23 protein-coding genes are annotated in these 22,480 nt (G+C 58.4%); 14 read left to right on the forward strand and 9 right to left on the reverse strand.

Annotation, left to right across the window (positions count from 1 at the left end):
- Nucleotides 1–222 precede the first annotated feature (222 nt).
- From purE to L3X40_RS09515, 10 genes are all read left to right on the forward strand, one after another.
- Entirely contained in the window at nt 223–711 is a 489-nt protein-coding gene (gene purE, locus L3X40_RS09470; protein WP_237365402.1) for a 5-(carboxyamino)imidazole ribonucleotide mutase, read from the forward strand.
- Entirely contained in the window at nt 708–1,778 is a 1,071-nt protein-coding gene (locus tag L3X40_RS09475; protein ID WP_237365403.1) for a 5-(carboxyamino)imidazole ribonucleotide synthase, read from the forward strand. Before purE ends, L3X40_RS09475 begins: the two co-directional genes overlap by 4 nt.
- A 43-nt stretch (nt 1,779–1,821) precedes the next feature.
- Nucleotides 1,822–2,313, forward strand: a complete 492-nt coding sequence (locus L3X40_RS09480) for a dihydrofolate reductase (RefSeq protein ID WP_237365453.1) — start codon at nt 1,822–1,824, stop codon at nt 2,311–2,313.
- A 32-nt stretch (nt 2,314–2,345) separates the two neighbouring features.
- Nucleotides 2,346–3,287, forward strand: a complete 942-nt coding sequence (locus tag L3X40_RS09485) for a bifunctional riboflavin kinase/FAD synthetase (protein ID WP_237365404.1) — start codon at nt 2,346–2,348, stop codon at nt 3,285–3,287.
- A gap of 152 nt (nt 3,288–3,439) precedes the next feature.
- A complete protein-coding gene (gene ileS, locus L3X40_RS09490; protein ID WP_237365405.1) occupies nt 3,440–6,418 on the forward strand; it encodes an isoleucine--tRNA ligase in 2,979 nt (992 codons plus the stop codon).
- A 93-nt stretch (nt 6,419–6,511) separates the two neighbouring features.
- Nucleotides 6,512–7,024 carry a signal peptidase II gene (lspA, locus tag L3X40_RS09495; protein WP_237365406.1) on the forward strand — a complete coding sequence of 171 codons (513 nt, stop codon included), beginning with the start codon at nt 6,512–6,514 and terminating at the stop codon, nt 7,022–7,024.
- Nucleotides 7,017–7,436, forward strand: a complete 420-nt coding sequence (locus tag L3X40_RS09500) for a DUF3035 domain-containing protein (protein ID WP_237365407.1) — start codon at nt 7,017–7,019, stop codon at nt 7,434–7,436. Before lspA ends, L3X40_RS09500 begins: the two co-directional genes overlap by 8 nt.
- 78 nt (nt 7,437–7,514) lie before the next feature.
- On the forward strand, nt 7,515–8,555 hold the full coding sequence (locus tag L3X40_RS09505; RefSeq protein WP_237365408.1) for a quinone-dependent dihydroorotate dehydrogenase: 1,041 nt from the start codon (nt 7,515–7,517) through the stop codon (nt 8,553–8,555).
- A complete protein-coding gene (ggt, locus tag L3X40_RS09510; protein ID WP_237365409.1) occupies nt 8,552–10,225 on the forward strand; it encodes a gamma-glutamyltransferase in 1,674 nt (557 codons plus the stop codon). Before L3X40_RS09505 ends, ggt begins: the two co-directional genes overlap by 4 nt.
- A 93-nt stretch (nt 10,226–10,318) precedes the next feature.
- Complete coding sequence (locus L3X40_RS09515) at nt 10,319–12,109, forward strand: AMP-dependent synthetase/ligase (protein ID WP_237365410.1); 1,791 nt, start codon at nt 10,319–10,321, stop codon at nt 12,107–12,109.
- A gap of 4 nt (nt 12,110–12,113) precedes the next feature.
- Here the strand turns inward: L3X40_RS09515 and L3X40_RS09520 are convergent, their stop codons facing one another.
- From L3X40_RS09520 to L3X40_RS09530, 3 genes are read right to left on the reverse strand one after another with little or no spacing between them, the layout of a single operon-like run.
- The gene (locus tag L3X40_RS09520) at nt 12,114–12,524 is read right to left on the reverse strand and encodes a hypothetical protein (RefSeq protein ID WP_237365411.1); all 411 of its coding nucleotides are present in this window, start codon (nt 12,522–12,524) and stop codon (nt 12,114–12,116) included.
- Nucleotides 12,525–12,579: 55 nt separating this feature from the next.
- A complete protein-coding gene (gene gloB, locus L3X40_RS09525) occupies nt 12,580–13,305 on the reverse strand; it encodes a hydroxyacylglutathione hydrolase (protein ID WP_237365412.1) in 726 nt (241 codons plus the stop codon).
- On the reverse strand, nt 13,305–13,721 hold the full coding sequence (locus L3X40_RS09530) for a VOC family protein (protein WP_237365413.1): 417 nt from the start codon (nt 13,719–13,721) through the stop codon (nt 13,305–13,307). The genes gloB and L3X40_RS09530 overlap by 1 nt, the downstream gene beginning before the upstream one ends.
- A 102-nt stretch (nt 13,722–13,823) precedes the next feature.
- Between L3X40_RS09530 and L3X40_RS09535 the strand changes: the two genes are divergently transcribed.
- The gene (locus tag L3X40_RS09535; RefSeq protein ID WP_237365414.1) at nt 13,824–14,546 is read left to right on the forward strand and encodes an SIMPL domain-containing protein; all 723 of its coding nucleotides are present in this window, start codon (nt 13,824–13,826) and stop codon (nt 14,544–14,546) included.
- Between the two features lie 500 nt (nt 14,547–15,046).
- The gene (locus tag L3X40_RS22320; RefSeq protein WP_272907938.1) at nt 15,047–15,172 is read left to right on the forward strand and encodes a hypothetical protein; all 126 of its coding nucleotides are present in this window, start codon (nt 15,047–15,049) and stop codon (nt 15,170–15,172) included.
- A gap of 47 nt (nt 15,173–15,219) precedes the next feature.
- On the opposite strand, the gene L3X40_RS09540 is transcribed toward L3X40_RS22320, so the two are convergent.
- From L3X40_RS09540 to L3X40_RS09550, 3 genes are all read right to left on the reverse strand, one after another.
- A complete protein-coding gene (locus L3X40_RS09540) occupies nt 15,220–15,912 on the reverse strand; it encodes a DUF3800 domain-containing protein (protein ID WP_237365415.1) in 693 nt (230 codons plus the stop codon).
- 180 nt (nt 15,913–16,092) lie between these two features.
- Nucleotides 16,093–16,962, reverse strand: coding sequence for a tetratricopeptide repeat protein (locus L3X40_RS09545; protein ID WP_237365416.1), 870 nt, complete (start codon nt 16,960–16,962; stop codon nt 16,093–16,095).
- Nucleotides 16,959–17,699 (reverse strand): alpha/beta fold hydrolase, encoded by a 741-nt coding sequence (locus L3X40_RS09550; protein WP_237365417.1) that lies wholly within the window; start codon nt 17,697–17,699, stop codon nt 16,959–16,961. The genes L3X40_RS09545 and L3X40_RS09550 overlap by 4 nt, the downstream gene beginning before the upstream one ends.
- A 125-nt stretch (nt 17,700–17,824) precedes the next feature.
- On the opposite strand from L3X40_RS09550, the gene thrS reads away from it, so the two are divergent.
- Together thrS and infC are read left to right on the forward strand one after the other, a co-directional pair.
- Nucleotides 17,825–19,837 carry a threonine--tRNA ligase gene (gene thrS / locus L3X40_RS09555; protein ID WP_237365418.1) on the forward strand — a complete coding sequence of 671 codons (2,013 nt, stop codon included), beginning with the start codon at nt 17,825–17,827 and terminating at the stop codon, nt 19,835–19,837.
- A 145-nt stretch (nt 19,838–19,982) separates the two neighbouring features.
- Nucleotides 19,983–20,516, forward strand: a complete 534-nt coding sequence (infC, locus tag L3X40_RS09560) for a translation initiation factor IF-3 (RefSeq protein ID WP_237365419.1) — start codon at nt 19,983–19,985, stop codon at nt 20,514–20,516.
- Nucleotides 20,517–20,686: 170 nt separating this feature from the next.
- On the opposite strand, the gene msrA is transcribed toward infC, so the two are convergent.
- The 3 genes from msrA to L3X40_RS09575 all read right to left on the reverse strand — a co-directional run bounded on the left by msrA (nt 20,687) and on the right by L3X40_RS09575 (nt 22,479).
- Entirely contained in the window at nt 20,687–21,394 is a 708-nt protein-coding gene (gene msrA, locus L3X40_RS09565) for a peptide-methionine (S)-S-oxide reductase MsrA (RefSeq protein WP_237365420.1), read from the reverse strand.
- Nucleotides 21,391–21,546, reverse strand: coding sequence for a hypothetical protein (locus L3X40_RS09570; RefSeq protein WP_237365421.1), 156 nt, complete (start codon nt 21,544–21,546; stop codon nt 21,391–21,393). Before L3X40_RS09570 ends, msrA begins: the two co-directional genes overlap by 4 nt.
- 126 nt (nt 21,547–21,672) lie before the next feature.
- Nucleotides 21,673–22,479, reverse strand: coding sequence for a DUF72 domain-containing protein (locus tag L3X40_RS09575; protein ID WP_237365422.1), 807 nt, complete (start codon nt 22,477–22,479; stop codon nt 21,673–21,675).
- Between the last annotated feature and the right edge of the window lies 1 nt (nt 22,480).

Here is a 22,480-nt window from a genome sequence, read left to right on the forward strand (position 1 = left end):
CTCGACCGCCATACCCACAGCACAGGCTTCAGCCACAACCCATGAACCTACCGGCATCAGCCGGTCTGTCATTCAGTTTGCCGAACGTTAAAAGTGATTTTTTTCGTGGTCCGGGCGGTTTGATGTCGATGGGCATTGCCGGGGCGCGGTTGCACGGTTAATAGCCATCGCTTCTTATCTCGCGCACCGGCGAAGGATCGGGGCGAAGAACCAGGAAGCGACATGACGCAGGGCAAGCCGCTGGTCGGTATCATAATGGGCAGCCGTTCCGACTGGGAAACGATGTCGAATGCCGCCGACATATTGACGGCACTGGACGTGCCGCACGAATGCAAGGTCGTATCCGCGCATCGAACGCCCGAAAGGCTCTATGACTATGCCCGCAGTGCTGCGGCGCGTGGGCTGAAGGTCATTATCGCCGGGGCGGGTGGTGCTGCCCATTTGCCGGGCATGACAGCGTCGATGACGCGTATTCCAGTATTAGGTGTGCCGATCGAATCCAAGGCGCTGAAGGGCATGGACAGCCTGCTTTCCATCGTCCAGATGCCCGGCGGGATTCCGGTGGGTACGCTTGCGATCGGCAAGCCAGGGGCAATCAATGCTGGCCTGCTTGCCGCCGCCATTCTGGCCAATCATGATGCAGACCTTGCTGAGCGGCTGGAAGTCTGGCGGGAAAAACAGACGACGGACGTGGCGGCGGAACCTGAATGACGGCGCTTCCTCCCGGTTCCACTATCGGCATATTGGGCGGCGGACAGCTTGGGCGGATGCTGGCTATGGCGGCGGCGCAGCTTGGCTATCGCGTGCATATCTATGCGCCCGAGGAAACCAGCATTGCGGCTGAAGTGGCGGCGGAATGGACCAGGGGCGATTATGACGATGTCGCCGCCTTACGCGCCTTTGCCGCAAAGGTTGATGTCGTTACCTATGAGTTTGAAAATATCCACCATGCGCCGCTGGTTGCGCTGAGCGAAGTTGCTACCGTGCGGCCATCGGTTCAGGCGCTGGAAATTGCGCAGGACCGGGAGGCGGAAAAAACCTTCATTGACGACCTGGGCGGCCGGACCGCACCCTGGGCCAGCGTTGGCGACCGGGCGGAGCTGGATGCGGCACTTGCCAAAATCGGTACGCCTGCAATCCTCAAGACCCGTCGGCTGGGCTATGATGGCAAGGGACAGGCGCGGATCATGACCAGAGCCGATGCCGATGCCGCATGGGCGACTATAGCCGGACAACCTGCGATACTGGAAGGCTTCGTATCATTCGAGCGCGAGTTTTCAGTGTTGCTGGCCCGCTCTGCCGATGGCGTAATGCAGTTCTGGGACTGCCCGGACAACGTGCATGACCACGGGATTTTGGCGTTGTCCACCGTGCCCGCTGGCCCCATCGTTGCCAAACAGGCCGAAGAGGCAAAGGCGCTTGCGCGCAAGGTGGCCGATTCGCTTGATTATGTGGGTGTGCTGACGCTCGAATTCTTTGCAGGCAAGGATGGTCCCGTCTTTAATGAAATGGCGCCGCGCGTGCATAATAGTGGCCACTGGACCATTGAAGGCGCCATCACGAGCCAGTTTGAAAATCACATTCGTGCCATCTGTGGCCTGCCGCTTGGTGATACCCGGCTTGCCGCCGGCAAGGTCGAAATGCGCAACCTGATCGGCGATGGTGCAGAAAATGTGGAAAATATTCTCGCCGACCCTTCAAATCATCTTCATCTTTATGGCAAGGAAGAAGGCAGGCCCGGACGAAAGATGGGCCATGTGACCCGATTATTCCTGTAATCGCTAACGACCCAAGGAAAGGACGCAAGGAGCTGCAATGCCGATGAACCGCCCCGAAATCGTCCTCATTCTCGCCAGAGCCGACAATGGCGTTATTGGAAATGCCGGTAAAATCCCGTGGCACCTGCCTGCGGATCTGCGCCGGTTCAAGACCCTGACTCAAGGAAAACCGATGATCATGGGTCGCAAGACGTTCGACAGCCTGCCCGGCTTGCTGGATGGTCGTCGGCATATCGTGCTGACCCGCGATCCCGATTGGGATGAGGAAGGGGCGGAGGTTGTTCGGAGCGTCGATGAAGCCATATCCCACGCAAATGCGCCACATATATCGGTGATTGGCGGCGCGGAAATATACAAGCTGTTCCTGCCGCGTGCCGACAGGATCGAACTGACCCAGGTTCATGGGCAGCCCGTAGGGGATGCCGTTGTGGGAAGCTTCGATCCTGCCATCTGGCGGGAAGCGGAGCGAGAAAATCACTCCGCCGAAAATGGAAGGCCCGCCTTCAGCTTCATCACCCTTCGCCGTATGGATTGAACGACCATGCGGAACTTCCTATAGCGGCGCTTATGGAGCGGCTGGACAGCGGCTCGACAGTGCCGCCGCACCTGCGCGGCGCGATTGTCGCGCTTGGCAATTTCGATGGGTTTCACCTTGGTCACCAGGCGGTGTCCGGGCGCGCGATCGAATGGGCGCGCGCCGAGGGTCGGCCCGCGATCATTGCGACCTTTGACCCGCATCCGGCGCGACATTTTTCCCCCGACCTACCGGCCTTTCGCCTGACGACGCTGGATCAGCGTGAACGTCTGTTCGCAGAGGCGGGCGCGGACGCGATGTTCGTGTTTCATTTCGATGATGTGCTGGCCGGGATGACGGCTGAGGATTTCGTTGCGGAAGAGCTGGTGAAGGAAGTCGGTGCGGCGGGCGTCGTCACGGGCGACGATTTTACCTTTGGCAAGGGGCGGCAAGGTAATGTGGAGCGTCTGGCGCAATTGGGCGCGCTTCACAACCTGCGCACACAATCCATAGTGCCTGTCATGGGCAACGGGGAGGCGGTGTCGTCCAGCCGTATCCGCAAGGCGTTGCAGGCAGGCGATTGCAGCGAAGCAGCACGCCTGCTCACCCGCCCCTTCGCGATAGAGGGTATCGTCCAGCATGGTGACAAGGTGGGCAGCGAAATCGGTTATCCCACCGCCAATATCGACATGAGCAAATATCTGCGGCCGGCCTATGGCGTTTATGCCGTGCGCGGACGGCTGCCTGATGGCCGTGTACTGGATGGTGTGGCGAACCTTGGCATCCGCCCGATGTTTCAGCCGCCCAAAGAATTGCTGGAGCCATATTTTTTCGATTTTTCCGAAAACCTCTATGGGCAGATGGTCGAAATCCAGTTCATCGCCTTTCTGCGTCCCGAAGCAAAATTCGACACGATGAATGAGTTGACTGACCAGATTGCCCGTGATTGCGACGATGCGCGGCGAATCCTTGCAGCAACGCCGCACCTGCCCTAAGGCCGTGCGCTGATACGCCACGAACCCTCCCGTTTGTTTCGAGCGCAGGTTCGAGCGAAGCCGAGAACCGAAGTCGAGAAGCGTTCTCGACGGTCGCATCTCGACAGGCTCGATGCTGCTCGAACCGAACGGCTTTAGAATAAACAGGCCCAATGACCGACGCACCAAGCCAAAAAGACATGGATTACAAAGACACCGTCTTCCTGCCCAAAACCGATTTTCCAATGAAGGCAGGTCTTGCCGCGAAGGAACCGGCGATTGCGGAACGCTGGGCGAAGATCGGCATCTATGACCGGCTGCGCGAACAGCGCGCGGGGCGGGAGCGCTTCATTCTGCACGACGGCCCGCCCTATGCCAACGGCGACATCCATATGGGCCATGCGATGAACAAGGTGCTGAAAGACATCATCGTCCGCAGCCAGTCCCTGCTCGGCAAGGATGCGCCCTATGTTCCCGGCTGGGATTGCCATGGCCTTCCCATCGAATGGAAGATCGAGGAAGAATATCGCAAGAAAAAGCTGAACAAGGACGAGGTGCCAGCGCAGGAATTCCGCGCCCAGTGCCGCGCCTATGCCGACAAATGGGTCGGCGTGCAGATGGCGCAGTTTCAGCGGCTGGGCATCATGGGCGATTGGGCCGATCCGTACCTGACCATGAAGTATGAGGCCGAGGCGTCGATTGTCGCTGAACTGCTGAAATTCGCGGAGAGCGGGCAATTATATCGTGGCGCGAAGCCGGTGATGTGGTCGCCGGTGGAAAAGACCGCGCTGGCTGAGGCCGAGGTTGAATATGAGGACGTGACGTCGACGCAGATCGATGTGGCGTTCCTCATTGAGAAGGTCCCCAATGCACCTGAACTGGAGGGTGCATATGCGATGATCTGGACGACGACTCCGTGGACGATCCCTGTCAATCAGGGCATCGCTTATGGGGAGGAGATTGATTATCTTCTGGTCGAGTTTGATACTTTTGTATTCACCTCTGCGCGGCACGTGAGCGAACCTTATCCCGCTCACCCACAGCACATCGCAAATGCACTAGGAGGTAAGAAATGGCTCGTTGCTGCTGATCTCCTAGAGTCATTCAAGGATCGGCTCGATGATAGCCTGAGCGTTGGAACGGGAGGAAGCGTAGGACTCATTCTCAAGCAAACTTGGTCCGGCAAAGGCTCCCAACTCGCCGGAGCCATCGCCCGCCATCCCATGCACCATCTCGGCGGCTTCTTCGCCAAACCACGCCCCTTCATCGCTGCCGATCATGTCACCACTGAGGCCGGTACGGGCCTTGTTCATATGGCCCCGGACCATGGCGAGGAGGACTTCATCGCCTGCAAGGCCATTGGTATCAATCCGGTGTTCGCGGTTGAGGGTGATGGGAAATATCAGGCCGAATGGCTGTGGCTGGGCGGACAGGGATCGGTTATCAATCCCAAATTCAACGCGCCCGACGGCCCGATCTGCTCGGACTTGCGCGAGGCTGGTGCGCTGTTGGCCGCATCGGCGGATTTTCAGCACAGTTATCCCCATAGCTGGCGATCGAAGGCGCGGATCATTTACCGCTGCACGCCGCAATGGTTCATCCCCATGGATCGTCCAATCACCGATAGCGCCATTCCCCGCTGCGCCGAGGAAGAGAAGATCATGGCGGCGCAGGGCAATGGCGCGACGCTGCGCGAACTGGCCGTCGACGCCATCGAACATACGCGCTGGGTGCCCGAACGCTCGAAGAATCGGATACGCTCCATGGTGGAGGGCCGTCCCGACTGGGTGATCAGCCGCCAGCGCGCCTGGGGCGTGCCGATTGCGCTCTATGTGCATAAGCAGTCAGGCGAGTATCTGAATGACCCCGCCGTCAATGCGCGGATCGTCGAAGCGTTCAAACTGGGCGGCGCGGACGCGTGGTTCGGGGCGGATCATCAGGCGCTGCTGGGGCCGGGTTACGCGTTGGACGATTATGAGGTCGTGAACGACATTCTGGACGTCTGGTTCGATTCAGGCTCCACCCATAGCTTCGTGGTCGAGGCGCGCTATGGCGTGGGAACCCGCGCCAGCCTGTATCTGGAAGGGTCGGACCAGCATCGCGGCTGGTTCCAGTCCTCTCTGCTCGAAAGCTGCGGCACGCGGGGCCGTGCGCCCTATGACGCAGTGTTGACCCATGGCTTTGCATTGGACCAGCAGGGCAGGAAAATGTCCAAGAGCCTTGGCAATGTCGTCGATCCGCTGAAGATCATCGGCGAAAGCGGCGCGGACATTCTCCGCATGTGGGTCGCAAGCACCGATTATTTCGACGATGTGCGGATCGGCAAGGAAGTGCTGGCGGGATCGTCGGATGCCTACCGAAAGCTGCGTAACAGCTTTCGGTATATGCTAGGCGCGCTGAGCGATTTCGACGAAAGCGAAAAGGTGCCGGTGGCGGAGTTGCCGGAGCTGGAGCGCTATATCCTGCACCGGCTGGCCGAATTGGACGCGGAATTGCGCGCGGCGACCGATGGTTTCGCCTTCAACCGTTATATCCGTGCGTTGACGGGCTTTGCGCAGGACGACTTGTCGGCCTTCTTCTTCGACATACGCAAGGATTGCCTCTATTGCGATGCGCCGTCAGACCCCAAGCGGCGGGCGTACCGCACCGTGCTGGACACGCTGTTTCACGCACTGGCCCGTTACGCCGCACCAATTCTGTGCTTCACGGCGGAAGAGGTGTGGCAGAGCCGGTTTCCCAGCGAGGATGGATCGGTGCATTTTCTGGAATGGCCGGTGGTGGATGCCGGGTGGAAGGATGATGAGCTTTCGAGAAAATGGAGCCACCTACGTGAACTCAAAGATCATGTGAACGAGGCCATTGAACCCCTGCGGCGTGAAAAAATAATCCGTTCAAGCCTTGAGGCGGCGGTAGTGGTCCGAGTTAAAGATGCCCTGCTAGCAGAGCGGGCAGATTCTACAGATTTTGCCGAAATATGTATTACGGCATCGGTAGCTATTTCGGGCTTTGCTGACGACAACGTAGAGGATTCGAGGCAGATTTCTGTGACACCATCCACCAATCACAAATGCGGTCGTTGCTGGCGCCTCCTTCCCGAAGTGACCGAAGACGGCGCGCTGTGCGGGCGCTGTGAGGGTGTGTTGAAGGAATGATGACAACATCCTCGTCATTCCCGCCTTCGCGGGAATGACGAAAAACGGGTACGAGTTCAGGATGACGAAAGGCGGAGGGGGTAGAGAGCAAACATGACCATCGCGAAAAACCACCGGAAGCTGGGCATCATTGCCGCTGCGACGATTTTCATTCTCGACCAGATCACCAAATATGCCGTGATCTACCCGCTCGCTCTCCAGTCGCGGCAGACGATAGAGATATTGCCCTTTTTCAACCTGACTTTCGTGCGCAATTATGGGGTGTCCATGGGATTTCTCCGTGCGGATACTGAAATGATGCGCTGGGCGCTGGTGGGTCTGACGCTGGCGATCGCAGTTTTCGTGGCGGTCTGGATGTGGCGGGAAAAGGCGCGTGACGATGTCCTCGGGCTTGGCATGGTGCTGGGCGGGGCATTGGGCAATATCGTCGATCGGGTGCGTTTTGGTTATGTTATTGATTTCGCGGACTTGCATATCGGTAATTGGCGGCCCTTTTTGGTCTTCAATATTGCAGATGCGGCCATTACCATAGGTGTGTTGATCCTGCTTGCGCGTGCGCTCCTGCTGCGCGACAAGGGGGAGAAAGTGGAGAAAAGAAATGCGTAGATTTGTTGTGGGCTTCGGCCTTTGCGCCATGGCCCTGGGCCTTTCCGCCTGTGGTTCGGGCGGCGGTATTTTCAACCGCGACCGGCCCGATGAATTTGCTGTTTCGCGGGCGGCTCCACTGGTGATTCCGCCCGATTTCGCGCTAGTCCCGCCTCAGGCCGGCGCTGCCGGGAATGTGGCATCCAGAGACGCCGGTCGTCAGGCGCTTGAAGCCATGTTTGGTGGGGAGGCCGCTCGCAGCGCTGCTGAAAAAGGCATGCTGAAGGCTGCCGATACGAGCAATGACGATCCTGGTATCCGTTCCGATGTGGGCGATCCCGATACCCTGACCGTGGAAAAGGGCATAGCCACGCGCGATATTATCGCAGCGCCGGAAGGCGACGGACAATATGGGCGGGCAGTCACGCCGTAATAAGCCGCCAGCTATACATCACCGCAATTCCGCAGCGCCTTTGACCGGTAGGGCAGGCGCTGGCATAGGCGGGCCATCATGTTTTATCCGCTCCTCCGCCCGCTGTTGTTCCGTCTGGATGGTGAAACCGCGCATCGATTGACTGTCAAGGCCCTGGCACTGATGCCCGCCGGAAAGCCGTCTGCGGATGATCCGGTACTTGCCAGCACGGTAGCGGGCTTGCGTTTTCCCAATCCGGTCGGGCTTGCAGCCGGGTTCGACAAGGATGGCGAGGTTGCGCACAAGATGCACCGCCTGGGCTTTGGCTTTACCGAGCTAGGTACGCTGACCCCACTGCCGCAGTCTGGCAATCCCCGCCCCCGGCTTTTCCGTCTGGTGGAGGACCGGGCGGTCATTAATCGCATGGGGTTTAACAATGGCGGCCAGGTAGAGGCCAGTGCCCGCATCAGACGCCATGGCGGGCAGAGCGGGTTAACAGGCATTAATATTGGCGCGAACAAGGATGCTGCCGACCGTATCGCCGATTATGTGACGGGGGTGCGCAATATGGCGCCGCTCGCCGACTATCTGACCGTCAATATCAGTTCGCCCAATACGCCGGGCCTGCGCGCCTTGCAGGATAGAGGCGCGCTTGATGAACTTTTGAGTGCCGTCATGGCGGCGCGGGGAAAATCGGGACCGCCGATTTTCCTGAAGGTCGCGCCCGACCTGGAATCCGCCGATATTGACGACATTGCGCAACTTGCCGCTACGCATCGGGTCGATGCCTTGATCGTGTCCAACACGACGATCACACGACCGTCCCTTGCCTCTGCGCATGCCGGGGAAACAGGCGGCCTGTCGGGTGCGCCGTTGCATGATCTGGGGCTGCAAAGACTGCGGGATTTTCGCAAGGCCACCGGCGGGGCGATTCCGCTCATCGGTGTTGGGGGCATCGCCAGTGCGGAACAGGCCTATGCCCGAATCCGTGCGGGCGCATCACTGATTCAGCTATACAGCGCACTGATCTTTGAAGGCCCCGGTCTGCCACGGCGGATCAATTCGGGGCTAAAGGCACTGCTTTTCCGCGACGGATTTGCCCACATAGCCGATGCCGTAGGGACGGAGACCGACATATGAAAAAGCTTTTGCTATCCTTTTTGCTGTTCATTGCATTGCCGATCTCCTCTGCCTTTGCGGAAGGCGGCGTGGTTTCGTCGGCTGATCCGCGTGCCAGTGAGGCAGGGCAGGAAATTTTGCGCAAGGGCGGCAGCGCAACGGATGCGGCTATGGCGATGATGCTGGCGCTGACCATGGTCGAACCGCAATCGAGTGGCATTGGCGGGGGCGGCTTTCTGGTACACCATGACGCAAAAACCGGTCTGATCGACACGGTTGATGGCCGTGAAACCGCGCCTTCGGGGGCGCAGTCGGATCGTTTCCTGGGTCCTGATGGCAAACCCATGCCATTCATGCAGGCCGTGCCGGGGGGGCTTTCGGTTGGGGTGCCGGGCAATATGCGTCTGATGGCGATGGCGCACGACAAATGGGGAAGGCTACCGTGGGCCGACCTGTTTGGTCCTGCAATCCGCCTGGCCGAGAAAGGTTATACGGTCAATGAGGTCCTGAATGATCGATTGGAACGGGTTGCCTCAATCTGGAAGGACTTTCCTGAAGCGCGCGCGCTCTACTGGCGGGATGGCCAGCCAGCACCCATCGGCACAGTTATCAGGAATCCGGCGCTTGCGGCATTTTTGAAAACGCTTGCGAATGAAGGCCCGGAGGCTTTTTATACCGGCGCAAATGCGGACAAAGTCACCGCGACGCTTGCTGGTGCGCCCCGCAATGCAGCGGTGCTGACTGCACAAGATCTTGCCGCATATCAGGCGAAGGAGCGTCCTGCCATTTGCGGACGTTACCGCGTCTATACCGTTTGCGGTATGGGGCCACCCTCGTCCGGCGCGGTGACCGTCATCCAGATATTGACGATGCTGGAGCCTTTTGATCTGGCGAAGCTTGGCAAGGATAACCCCGAAAGCTGGCACCTGATTGCAGAGGCGATGCAGCTTGCCTATGCCGACCGGGAAAAATATCTTGCCGATCGCGACTTTGTCGATGTGCCGGTCGCGGGCATGATCGACCCCGCCTACCTTGCCAAAAGATCGAAACTGATTTCATCGACCAAGGCATTGAAGCACCACGACGCGGGTGTCCCGCCCGGTGCGCCCCGGCGTACCGCCGCTATCTCATCCGAAGTTCACGGCACTACCCATTTCATCGCAGTTGATGGCGATGGCAATATTGCGTCCATGACGTCAACGGTCGAAGGTCCGTTTGGCAGCCAGCTTATCGCCAATGGCTATGTTCTTAATAATGAACTGACCGATTTTACCTTCGCCCCGGAAAAAGACGGCGCGCCGGTTGCCAATCGGGTTGAAGGCGGCAAGCGGCCACTCTCGTCCATGTCTCCGACCATTGTTTATGATGCGTCGGGCAAGCCGATCTTCACAATCGGCGCCGCTGGGGGCAAGACCATCATCATGCAGGTGGCAAAGGCGCTGATCGCCCATCTCGATTGGGATCAGCCAGCGCGGGATGCGATTGGTATGCCGCTTATCTATTTCAACAAGGACGGTCTTGTTCTTGAAGAAGGTCCGTGGGTCAACATGATGAAACCGGCCCTGGAGCATATGGGGCATGTGGTGACCGTCCGTAAACTCGGGCTGAAGGCGAACGCCGCCGAATGGGTTGGCGACCATTGGGAAGGGGCCGCTGATCCGCGCAGCCCGGGGGTGGCGCTGGCGGAATAGCATCGGCATTTCTATTCCGGCTTGACTCCCCAACCCGCACACAGAACATGCCCGGACGCTACGGAATGCAAGCTACGGGGTGAAGAGGATACTATGCGCGAGTTCGAACATTTTCCGAATCTGGTGACCATGTTCTTTACTCGCGCCGCCGAAAAGGGCGAAGCGCCGTTCCTGTGGCACAAGAGCGGCGGCGCGTGGCGGGCGCGTAGCTGGATGGAAACGGCGCAGGAGGTGGCGGCGCTCGCGGCTGCCCTGCGCGCCAACGGCATTCGTCGGGGCGATACGGTCATGCTGGTGTCGGAAAACCGACCGGAATTCTGCATCGCCGACCTGGCCATCATGGCTGCGGGCGGCGTGACGGTGCCCACCTACACCACCAATACGACCCGTGACCATCAGCATATATTGGATGACAGCGCGGCAAAGGCAGTCATCGTCTCGACGGCCAAGCTGGCCCGCACGCTGATGCCCGCCGTGCTGCGGTCGCAGGCCAGTCTTGTCATATCCATGGAGCCGCTGCGCACGATGCAGGACAGCCATGTGCATGTCGCGGAGTGGGACGGGCTGATCGCCAGTCACCCCCGTGACGTTGCCGCCTGTGCGGCGCAGGCACAGCAGCTTCACCGCGACGATCTCGCTTGCCTGATCTATACCAGCGGTACAGGCGGCGCGCCGCGTGGCGTGATGCAGCATCATGGATCGATCTTGCATAATGTGGATGGATGCATCGCGATCATCGCCGAGGATTTTGGCTGGGATGATGAGGTGTTCCTGTCCTTTCTCCCACTGAGCCATGCCTATGAGCATTCTGGCGGCCAGTTCTTTCCCATCGGCCTTGGCGCGGAAATCTATTATGCCGAGGGCTTGGAAAAGCTGGCTTCCAATATTGAGGAAGTACGTCCGACGATCATGGTCGTCGTACCCCGCTTGTTCGAAGTATTGCGCACGCGGATGCTGAAAACTGTCGAAAAACAGGGAAAATTTCCGGCCTTTCTGTTGCGGCAAGCATTGCGGATCGGATGCAAGAGCTATTCCGAAACACTGTCTGTATGGGACAAGCCGATGCAGTTGCTGGTCAACCGGACCATTCGTCCAAAGATTCAGCAACGCTTCGGGGGACGGATAAAGGCGCTGGTGTCTGGTGGAGCGCCGCTCAATCCTGATGTCGGCATTTTCTTTCACTCATTGGGCCTGACCTTGTTGCAAGGTTACGGCCAGACCGAGGCGGGGCCGGTGATCAGCTGTAATCGCCCAAAAGCCGGCCTGAAAATGGACATGGTCGGTCCGCCGCTCAAGAATACGGAAGTTCGCATCGCGGACGATGGCGAAATATTGGTGCGCGGCGAATTGGTGATGAAGGGCTATTGGCGCAATGAACGGGAAACGGACCGGGTGCTTTGCGACGACTGGCTGCACACTGGCGACATTGGCATCATTGATGAAAAGGGTCGGATCAGGATTACCGACCGCAAGAAGGATCTGATCATCAATGACAAGGGCGACAATGTCGCGCCGCAAAAGGTCGAGGGCATGCTGACGCTTCAGCCGGAGATCGGACAGGCCATGGTGTCTGGCGACAAGCGCCCCTATCTGGTCGGTCTGATCGTGCCTGATCCGGAATGGGCGCGCGAATGGGCACTGGCCCATGATTGTGCACAGGACAATGCCGCATTAAAGGCTAATCCGCAATTCCAGGCCGCAATTCGCGCGGTCGTGGATGAAGTGAACAAGGATCTTTCTGTCACGGAAAAGGTCCGCCGTTTCATCTTTGCCGACGAACCCTTTTCCATCGAAAATGAAGAAATGACACCTTCGATGAAAATCCGTCGCCACGTCATTCGCGCACGTTATGGCGACCGGATGGACGCGCTCTATAAGGCTTGATCCGCTATTTGGCGGGCGGTGTATAGGGTACGAAGTCCCCTAATGCGCAGCTTCCGGTAATCATGCCGGCTTGCAGGTCCGCGACCCGCGCAATATCGCCGCGGCACAGTTGCGAACCCCAGACATTGGTGACCAGCGTCCCTCCGAAGGACAGCCCGCTGCAACTTCCGTTGACGCGATTGAGATAGACCGTCCGGCCTGCTTTATAGAGCAACAGATCGTCGCTGATGACCTGAAGATCGGCGCGTTGAGTGAGGCTGATGCAGCTTTGGGGTTTTCCGGCTACCTTGCCTTCCAGTGCCTTGTCGAGCGCACCCTGTTGTTTTGCGGTAAGGGCCGGGGGCTTCTCTTCCGCCATGCTGCCGGTGGCGCAGGCTGCAAGTAAAATAGGCAGGGCGATTAATACGGGTCGCATGATCGACTTCCTTATCCTGTTTTCCCGCGGATATGGGATAATAGCAGTATAATCTTTAAAACGCATCCTTCGCCGCGCGACGTGCGCCAAGGTCGGCGGCATCCTTGGCGCGCATGAAGGGGTTGGTTTCCAGTTCCAGCGCAATACTGGTCGGAACTGTCGCCTCGCCATTGGAACGGGCGACGTCGACTTCGATCATGCGATGCTTGATCGCTTCATTGTCCGGTTCGGCTACCAGAGCGAAGCGACCGTTGCTCTGCGTATATTCATGCGCGCAATAGACTCGTGTTTCAGGATCAAGGTGGGCAAGGCGCTGCATGTTGGTGAACATCTGTTCCGCCGTTCCTTCGAACAGGCGACCACAGCCCATGGCGAACAATGTATCGCCGATGAAGATCAGCGGTTCATCCGGCATGTGATAGGCGATGTGTCCCGCCGTATGCGCTGGCACTTCCAGCACATAGGCGGTGTGTTCGCCGATCATTACCGTGTCGCCTTCGCTCACCTTTCGGTCCAGCGTTTCTATCTTTGCTGCCTCGGCGGCGGGGCCGGTGATGAAGCAGCCGGTCGCCGCCTTGATCTGCGCATTGCCGCCGATGTGGTCGGGATGCCAGTGGGTGTTCCATATCTGCGTGATATTCCATCCCCGCTCCTGCGCCGCATCCAGCACCGGTTGCGCGACGGCGGGATCGATAACCACCGTCTCCCCGCTGCCGGCATCATGCATCAGCCAGATATAATTGTCATGAAGGACGGGTAAGCGCAGAATTTCAAGGCTCATCACCACTCTCCTGTGTTGGGCATGGATGCCCACGGCTCGGCGGGTTCCAGACGACCGTCCTGCAGCAGTTCGATCGAAATATTATCAGGCGTGCGGACAAAGGCCATATGTCCATCGCGCGGCGGCCGGTTGATGGTAACGCCTGCATCCATCAAAGTCTGGCACGTCTTATATATATTTTCGACCCTGTAGGCCAGATGGCCGAAATTGCGTCCCCCGGAATATTCCTGCGGGTCCCAATTATAGGTCAGTTCGACCTGAGCATCTTCATCCCCGGGGGCGGCAAGAAAGACCAGAGTGAATCGCCCCTGTTCGCTATTCATGCGTTTCTGTTCATCAAGCCCCAACAGCTTGAAAAATCGAACGGTTTCATCGATGTCGGTCACACGGATCATGGTATGCAGATATTTGGGCATGCTGGAAAACTCCGTTCGTCGTAAGTCAGGAACGGTTCATCTTGACCGTGGCAATCAGCGCCACAGTGAAAATAGGAACGCTTGCCGGAAAGGGAAAGTGCCATGAACGAGAAATGGGCGAACGGACAAGGCTGGACCATCTTGATGGCGAGCGGAATTATGGGCATCGCCGTCATCATCGGCGGCTATCTGCTCGGCGACGGCTTGCTTCGCGCACGGCAGGCCGATCGGTCGGTCACTGTCCGGGGTCTTGCGGAAAAAGATGTGACGGCCGACCTTGCGACCTGGACCCTGTCCTTTTCCAAGCAGGGATTTGACCTCAATGAGGTTCAGACAGCGGCGGATCGTGATGCCAATGAAATCCGGGCTTTCTTCAAATCCATGGGGTTCCCCGATGATGCGTTGAGCACGGCGGGCGTCAACGTAAACCAATGGTATGACAGCAATCGCGGGGTCAACAATGTGACGGTCCGGCAAAAGATTCAGCTTCGCACCAACGACATCGCCCGCGCGCGCAAGGCCTTCACGGCCCAGTTCGACCTCGTCCGGCGGGGCATCGCGCTGGAGGAAGGATCGGGCATGGTCTACAGCTTCACCAAGCTGAACGACATCAAGCCCGCCATGGTCGCCGATGCGACCAAGGACGCGCGCAACGCCGCCGAACAATTCGCCAAGGATAGCGGCACGGATGTGGGCGGCATCAAAAGCGCAACCCAGGGCTATTTCTCCATCGGCGCCCGCGACGGCGACGACATGGGCAGCGGTGCGGAGTCACCCTATAAGAAAGTGCGGGTGGTCACGACGGTGGATTTCTATCTGGAGTGACGGGTTAGTGCGCCAATGTAGCCGTTAACGATCGTGTGCGCCTATCGTGAAACCTGCCGTTTACCGAACTACTCGTGACCGGGTAGGAATCCGTGCAAAAATGGGTCAACCAAAAGTTGAATTTTAAGATTTCGACGCTATATGGAGGTTGTCTCATCTGCCCATGGCCGAAGGAGCTCGGTAGCCGTCCATCTTCGTGGTGGGCGGTTTCTGCGTTAAAAGGAGGCACCTTTCGCGCGTCGCCGTTCAAGATCTGTACTGCCCCAACTCTGAACATAATAGGCTGTGACGAGCGAGGTGACGTTTCTGCCCTCCTCTAAAATGAGCACGTATCGCTCCGGCTCCAGCCAATAATACTGGCGAATAGCCCCAGAACCCTCTTGATACCGCCATCGCGAGATTCCCGGCGCGGATCCATCCAACATGGCCGGGATCCATGGCATGCATCTCGCCCGATCATAATCCGGCAATCGGTCTCCCTGTGTCCCTTTGGAGATGATATGCCAGAAGCCCTCTTCTTTATCATCGTCAAGGCAGCGACCATCGCATGTCAGCAGTCGACCATCGACCAGAAGTCTTGGGTCCGCGTAGAAAATGCTGCGGAAACAAGCATAGAGGAGGTCTAAAACGCTATCTCATTCACCATTCGTGTCGATCTGATCTGGCAATGACATTAAGTGCGCGCCTGCCAGACAAAAACGTTGAACTTTTGATTCGACAGCGGAGATGAGACAGTTAGCTCACGCCCCCTGTGTTCCTTGATCTTCTCCGATACCAAGTGCTTGGCTGAGTTTCCAGAAAGCCCTCTGTTTTCGTAGACAACTGCTCCGAGAAGGAAGTCGCAAAGCTGCATTAGTTCGATCTCGTGTGACCGAACATGCTGAATTTTCGAAACCATCTGGCCGGTGAAGTCATATATATTATTGCACAGAACATTTTTGAGATGTGCAACCTTGAATTTGCTTCTCGTGTCCTTGATGTCGAGATAAATATCGTGACCATTGTCGGGTGATAATATTTTATTCAACATGGAAAAATACATTTTATAATAGAAGTCGTCGTGATTGCCTTGGTTGTATTTCTGGTGATCAAGCTGACTTTTGTTAGGAATGATGATGCACCTGAAGTTCAATCCATCTTGACGCCAGAACCAATCGACCAGCTCTGCATAGAATGCGGACCGTGAAGCCGACACCTTGGTCCATTTCAGTTCCCCGGCCGCCTTGTGCCGCCGCTTAATGTCGCGCAATTCAAGGGAAAGCTGTCGAACAGCTGACTTAGATACCCAGATTGCCCCCAAGCCCATAGTTGGACTTTCATCGTGCTCAAGGTGGCAGGATTCGTCACAGAAAATGCTGATGTCCACGATGGCCCTATACTAACCGTTCAGAGATTCACCCCTTAACGGGTGCCTGCGTCTTGAGGAAGGCGCGCGATCAGGATTTTTTCTGATACCCGACCGAAGTTTAGTCGGCGGCGCGGGCAGCTTTCCTCAGTCACGTGCCGCTTAGCCGCTTGTCCGCACCCGGCAACAAAGCCGCCGCGCCTATTTCGAAGTCGGAGCGGACGCCGCCGCTTGCGCGGTCAACTGTTCGAGATTAGCCGTCGCCGCCTTGCCCGCAGGCCTGTCGGGCGCCAGTTTTACTGCCCGTTCCCATGCCGCTTTGGCCGCATCATCCCTGCCGGTCAGTACGGCAATATTGCCTTCCTCCAGCGCGACGGAGGCGTCGTCGCTGGCCAGTTCCACCGCCTTGGCGATATGTGTCTGCGCCAGAGCGAGGTTGTCCATGCGCCGGGCAAGCGTTGCAGAGAGCAGCCATGCGAGCGGGTCCTTGGGCACTTGCGCCAGCGCCAGATCAATATCCTGCCGTGCGTCCGCAAGCCGGTCCTGCGCCACCAGTGCGCGGGCGCGGTCCAGATGGGCCTCTCCCTTTTCCAGACCGTCGGCAAGACCGTGGGCCAGTGCCGCATCGAAATATTTTTGCGCGTTGACGGGATTGCCGCCCGCCAGAGCGGCGTTACCTGCCTGCGCCCATAGCTGCGCACTGGCCGGATCGCCGGCGACGTCGGCTTCATCCGCGGCCTGTTGAAAGGCGGTCATCGCGGGCAACCACCGTTCCTGCTGCGCATAGGCAAAGCCAAGACATTGGCGGGCCAGATAGCCGCCGCTCGCCATGCGCCATTCCTCGGCACGCTGCGCACCGACAACGGGGTCATCCAGGGCAGCGTCGAGGCATGCGTCGAATTTCTGTTGCATCCCGCTGGGTCGCACGAAGTCGGACTTCAGCACTTTGCTGTCGATCGAAAGTTTTGGCGCCGGTGCAGATTTCGCCGCTTCCCGCCGTTTATGGTCCATCACCATTTCGGCTTCGGGATTGGCCTGGGCGGCGAGCGCAAGCGCGAGGGCAAGGATCATATCGACTCCGGCAGAGTGGCGACCGCATCGATCAATCGCGCAATATCCTGATCGCGTGACAAGCGGTGATCGCCGTCCTTTATCAATAATGTCTGCACGTCGGCTGAACGGAGCTGCTGCGCCAGCGTCAGCGCATTGTGCCACGGCACGACGGCATCGCGCTGACCATGGAGCAGACGCACGGGACAATCGACCGCGATGCTTGCGTGCAGCAGTCGGTTTGCTTCGCCCGACTGCCAGAACGCCTTTGTCGTCACATAGGGCTGATCGTCATAATCCGAAGGTGCCTCGATCCGCCCTTCGCGCAGGAGTTGCAGTTTTTGCTCCTGAGTAAAGCCCCAGTCGGTGAAATCGGGCGCAGCCGCGATGCCGACAAGTCCCGCCAGTCTACCCGGCCGTGCCAATGCGACAAGCAACGCCAGCCAACCCCCCATCGATGAGCCGACCAGAATGAATGGGCCTTCGATCAGGCTGTCGATCAGGAACAGCACATCGTCGCGCCAGATAGCCAGCGTTCCATCCTCGAACCGGCCATCGCTGACGCCGCAACCTGAATAGTCGAGTCGCAGCATCGCGCGATTGGCCGTCGCTGCCCACGCGTCCAGCGCAACCGCCTTGCCGCCTTGCATATCCGACATGTAGCCGGGCAAAAAGACGATGGTGGGACCGCGTCCCGTTCGATAGTGATAGGCGAGGCGAAGGCCATCGGAGCGAGGGAGATAGGAAGCATCGGTCATGGCCGGGCTTATGACAATAGATTGCCCCTGCGTCCAATGACACGTCAACGCCTTGACTTGGGCGCAATCGCCCGACAAGGCAGGCTGTTCTCAACACGCACAGCCGAAAGCCCAGTTAGATCACCATGACGCAGATGCTGAAAATCCGCCTTCCCGATGGTAGCGTGCGCGAAGTTGCGCCCGGCACTACCCCGGCGGACATCGCCGCGGCCATTGGTCCGGGCCTTGCCAAGGCGGCGCTTGCGGCAAAAGTGGATGGCGAATTGCGCGACCTTGATCGCCCGCTGGAGAGCGATGCCGACCTGGCGCTGGTGACGGCGCGGGATGAGGCCGATGCGCTGGAACTGGCGCGGCATGATTTCGCCCATGTGCTGGCAGAAGCGGTGCAGTCGCTGTTTCCCGGCACGCAAATCACCTTCGGTCCGGCGACAGAGGATGGTTTCTACTATGACTTCGCGCGCAGGGAACACCCCTTCACCGAGGAAGACCTGCCCGCCATCGAGGCGGAGATGCGGCGCATCATTCAGGCGAACAAGCCGCTACGCCGCGAAGTGTGGTCGCGCGAAGATCTGATCAAGCGTTGGCAGACGGAAGGCGAGACGTTCAAGGCGGAATGGGCCGCCGAATTGCCACAAGGCGACGAAATTACCGTCTATCGGTCGGGCGAGGACTGGCTGGATATGTGTCGGGGGCCGCATCTGCCCTCGACTGGAAAACTCGACCCGCAGGCGTTCAAGCTGACGCGCGTTTCGGGTGCCTATTGGCGTGGCGATCAGAAGAATGCGATGCTGTCCCGTATCTATGGCACGGGCTGGCTCAACAAGAAGCAGCTTGAGGCGCATCTTGTCCGGCTGGAAGAGGCTGCCAAGCGCGACCATCGCAAGCTTGGGCAGGAAATGGACCTGTTCCACCTGCAGGCGGAGGCGCATGGCAGCGTGTTCTGGCATCCCAAGGGCTATATCATCTGGCGCGAGCTGGAGGCTTATATGCGCCGCGCGATCGATGGTGCGGGCTACCGCGAGGTCAAAACGCCGCAGGTCATAGATGCGCGTCAGTGGGAACAGTCGGGGCACTGGGGCAAGTACCGCGAGAATATGTTCGTCATCCCCGATGAGGTGCCGAATGTCGATGATGAAGGCCCGGTGATTTCCGGCGAGGCCGACTGGATGGCGCTGAAGCCGATGAACTGTCCGGCGCATGTCCTCATTTTCCGGCAGGGCATCAAATCCTATCGCGACCTGCCCCTGCGGATTTATGAAAATGGCTGCTGCCATCGCAATGAGCCACATGGCGCGCTGCATGGCTTGATGCGCGTGCGCCAGTTTACGCAGGACGACGCGCATATCTTTTGCCGCGAGGACCAGATTGTTAACGAGGTCAGTAATTTCTGCGCGCTTGCCGACCGTATTTACAAGCAGTTGGGCTTCGAGGGCTATGCGATCAAGCTGGCGCTACGCCCCGAAAACCGGTTCGGTACGGACGAGATGTGGGACCAAGCTGAAAATGAACTTGGTGCTGCGGTCATGAAAGCCATGGCCCAAGGACATGCTCCGAGTTCTTTTGAAGAACTGCCCGGTGAAGGCGCTTTCTATGCGCCCAAGCTCGAATGGCACCTGACAGACGCGATCGGTCGGACCTGGCAGGTCGGCACGATTCAGTCGGACCGCGTGCTGCCCGAACGGCTCGATGCAACCTATGTGGCCGAGGATGGGCAGAAACATCGCCCGATCATGCTTCACCGCGCGATCTTTGGCTCTTATGAACGCTTCATCGGCATATTGATCGAACATTATGCCGGCAAGCTGCCGCTGTGGCTCGCGCCGGTGCAGGCGGTGGTGGCGACCATCGTATCGGATGCCGACGCCTATGCGTTGGATGTGGTTGAAAAGCTGAAAGCCGCGGGCATCCGCGTCGAGGCGGATCTGCGTAATGAAAAAATCAATTACAAGGTGCGCGAACATAGTCTTGCCAAGGTCCCCAACCTGCTTGTCGTGGGCAAGCGCGAGGCCGAAGAGGGCAAGGTGGCATTACGCACGCTGGGCGCAGAAGGCGGGCAATCAGTACTGACCCTCGAAGAAGTGGTCGCGCATCTTGCGCAAGAGGCTCTGCCGCCCGATATAAGGGGCAATGCAATGTGAAGAGTTGCCCAACGGCAACGGGTGCGGCATTTCCGTCATGGCGGAGATCCGGCCTCTTCCGTGCTAGCTAAAAACACTGTAATCGACCAGAATCAATAAAATCATCGCTGAAATTATCACAGGAGATACTGCTATACGTCCCCCAATGACCCGCCGCCCTCTGGCGCCGCCTCCCAAAAATGGCCCGCGTTTCAATGAATTCATTGCTTCGCCCAAGGTCCGCGTGATTGACGAGAATGGCGAAAATCTGGGCGTGATGTTGACGCAGGAAGCGATGGAGCAGGCTGCCGGAGTAGGGCTGGACCTGGTCGAAGTGTCCCCCAACGCCGATCCGCCCGTTGCGAAGTTTCTGGACGTCGGCAAATATAAGTACGAAGCCCAGAAAAAGGCGAATGCCGCGCGCAAGAGCCAGAGGACGCAGGAGATCAAAGAGATCAAGATGCGTCCGAACATTGACGACCATGATTATCAGACCAAGATGAAGAAGGTTCATGCCTTCATCGAGGAAGGCGACAAGGTGAAGATCACCCTGCGCTTTCGCGGTCGGGAATTGTCGCACCAGCAGCTTGGCATGGCCTTGCTGCAACGTGTCGCCGATGACACGCACGACGATGCCAAGGTCGAAGCCTATCCCCGCATGGAAGGTCGCCAGATGCTGATGGTGCTTTCGCCGAAATAAGGGTTTTGGGTGAGTGCCGAGGCAGTTCTGACATAAGAGTTCGTCATTCCCGCGCAGGCGGGAATCCACCTCTCAATGTCATATCAGGCAGATAGGGCTGGAGATGGATCCCCGCCTGCGCGGGGATGACGAGTAAAAGAGCGCCCGCTCATCACCCTGCACCACGCGGCTCAGCCCACCGCTTTCGTCCGGTACTGCCTTGGAAACAACTGCTTGAGCGCTTCCAGCTTGGGCCTGTCCCAGCGCAGGATATAGGGATAGCGGGGGTTCTTTTCCATGAAGTCCTGATGATAGCCCTCGGCCTGGTGAAAACCGCGATAGGGTTCGACCTTGGTGACGATCCTGTTCTTCCACAGCCCGGACTTCTCCAACTGCGTCAGATAGGCGCGCGCAGCCTTTGCCTGTGCAGGGTTCATCGGAAAAAGCGCACTGCGATATTGGGTACCGTGGTCAGGCCCTTGATAATTGAGTGTGGTGGGATCCGCGACGACCGAGAAGAATATCCGCATGAGGTCGCCATAGCTGACCACCTTCGGATCATAAGTAACGCGCACCGCCTCTGCAAAGCCGGTGCGGCCAGTGCTGACGCGGTCATAACCGCCGGGTTTTCCAGTCGCGCCGCTATAGCCGGACACGGCGCTATGCACGCCCTTTACATGTGAAAAGACGCCCTCCACACCCCAGAAGCAGCCACCGGCGAATATCGCGGTTTCCAGTTTTTGTGTGGATGGTGCATCAACACGCGGCTTTGGTGTCAGCACAGTTTCTTCGGCAGCAAAAGCCGATGGAATAGCCCACTCACTGTCCCGCCCAATCCACAGTCCGCCTGTGAGCAAAGCCCCTGCCGCGACGGAAAAAGTGAGTGCCCGCCAGTTCATGACATCCACGTCTGCGCTGCTTCGAGGGAAGGCGCCTCATTTTGCCGGGCAGCCGCATCGTCGTTGCCGCCAATCGTGAAGACAAGGACAGCGCCGAACAGAAAGCCGCCAAGAAAATTGCGGACAAAGCTGGATTTGAACAAAGTGGCCATTGCGGCGCCTTTCAGTCTGTTATTCAGTCTCTCATTCGTGGAGAACCCCATATGGGTTACAACGAGGCTTAAACAATAACGCCTGAAGCGCCGCTGAACGGTGATGCGGGGTCACATTCTCATAAATCAAGGACGGCCCAGCCGCTCCAGCAAGGCCTGCGCGGCGGCGGGAGCGCGGATCTTCGCGCCGTTGATCATGAAAACGAAGACATCCCGTGCGCGATCTTTCGCGGGTTCATCGGTCACATATTCCAGACCCTTTGGGCTTTTGCCCTGTGCCCATTGGTGGGCCATGCTGGTCCAGCGATCCAATGCTTCCGCGCCGTAGCCCATCGGCTCGTCCTCCCGCGCGTCCTGCAACCGGGCGTACACAAAATCGCCCGTGACGTCGGCAATCTGAGGATATTTTGTGGTATCGGCGAAAACGACGGCCACTCCAGCTTTTCGTGCCGAGTCGATGAAGGCCGGAGTAAGGAAACTTTCATGGCGCACTTCGACTGCGTGCCGAAGTGAAAGGCCGTTCAATTTTTCGGGTAGCAGGTTCAGGAACGCATCGAAATCGTCTGGGTTATAGGCTTTGGTCGGCATGAACTGCCAGAGAATCGGCCCCAGCTTCTCACCAAGTTCAGCGATGCCTTGCCCAAGAAACTTCGCCACTGCCTCTCCCGCTTCGGCAAGCACCCGACGGTTGGTGCAAACTCTCGACGCCTTGACTGCGAAGACGAAGCCGTCGGGCGCCGTTTTGGCCCATGCGGCGAAGCTTTCAGGTTTTTGCAGCCGGTAATAGGTGCCGTTGATCTCGATTGCGCTCAGATGCGTAGCGGCATATTCAAGCTCTCGCGCATGCGGAAGCCCCGGCGGATAGAATGTTCCGCGCCATGGCTCAAAGGTCCAGCCTCCAATCCCGGCGTAGATTTTGCCTGTATTTGCCATG

The organism is Rhizorhapis sp. SPR117, assembly GCF_021742065.1.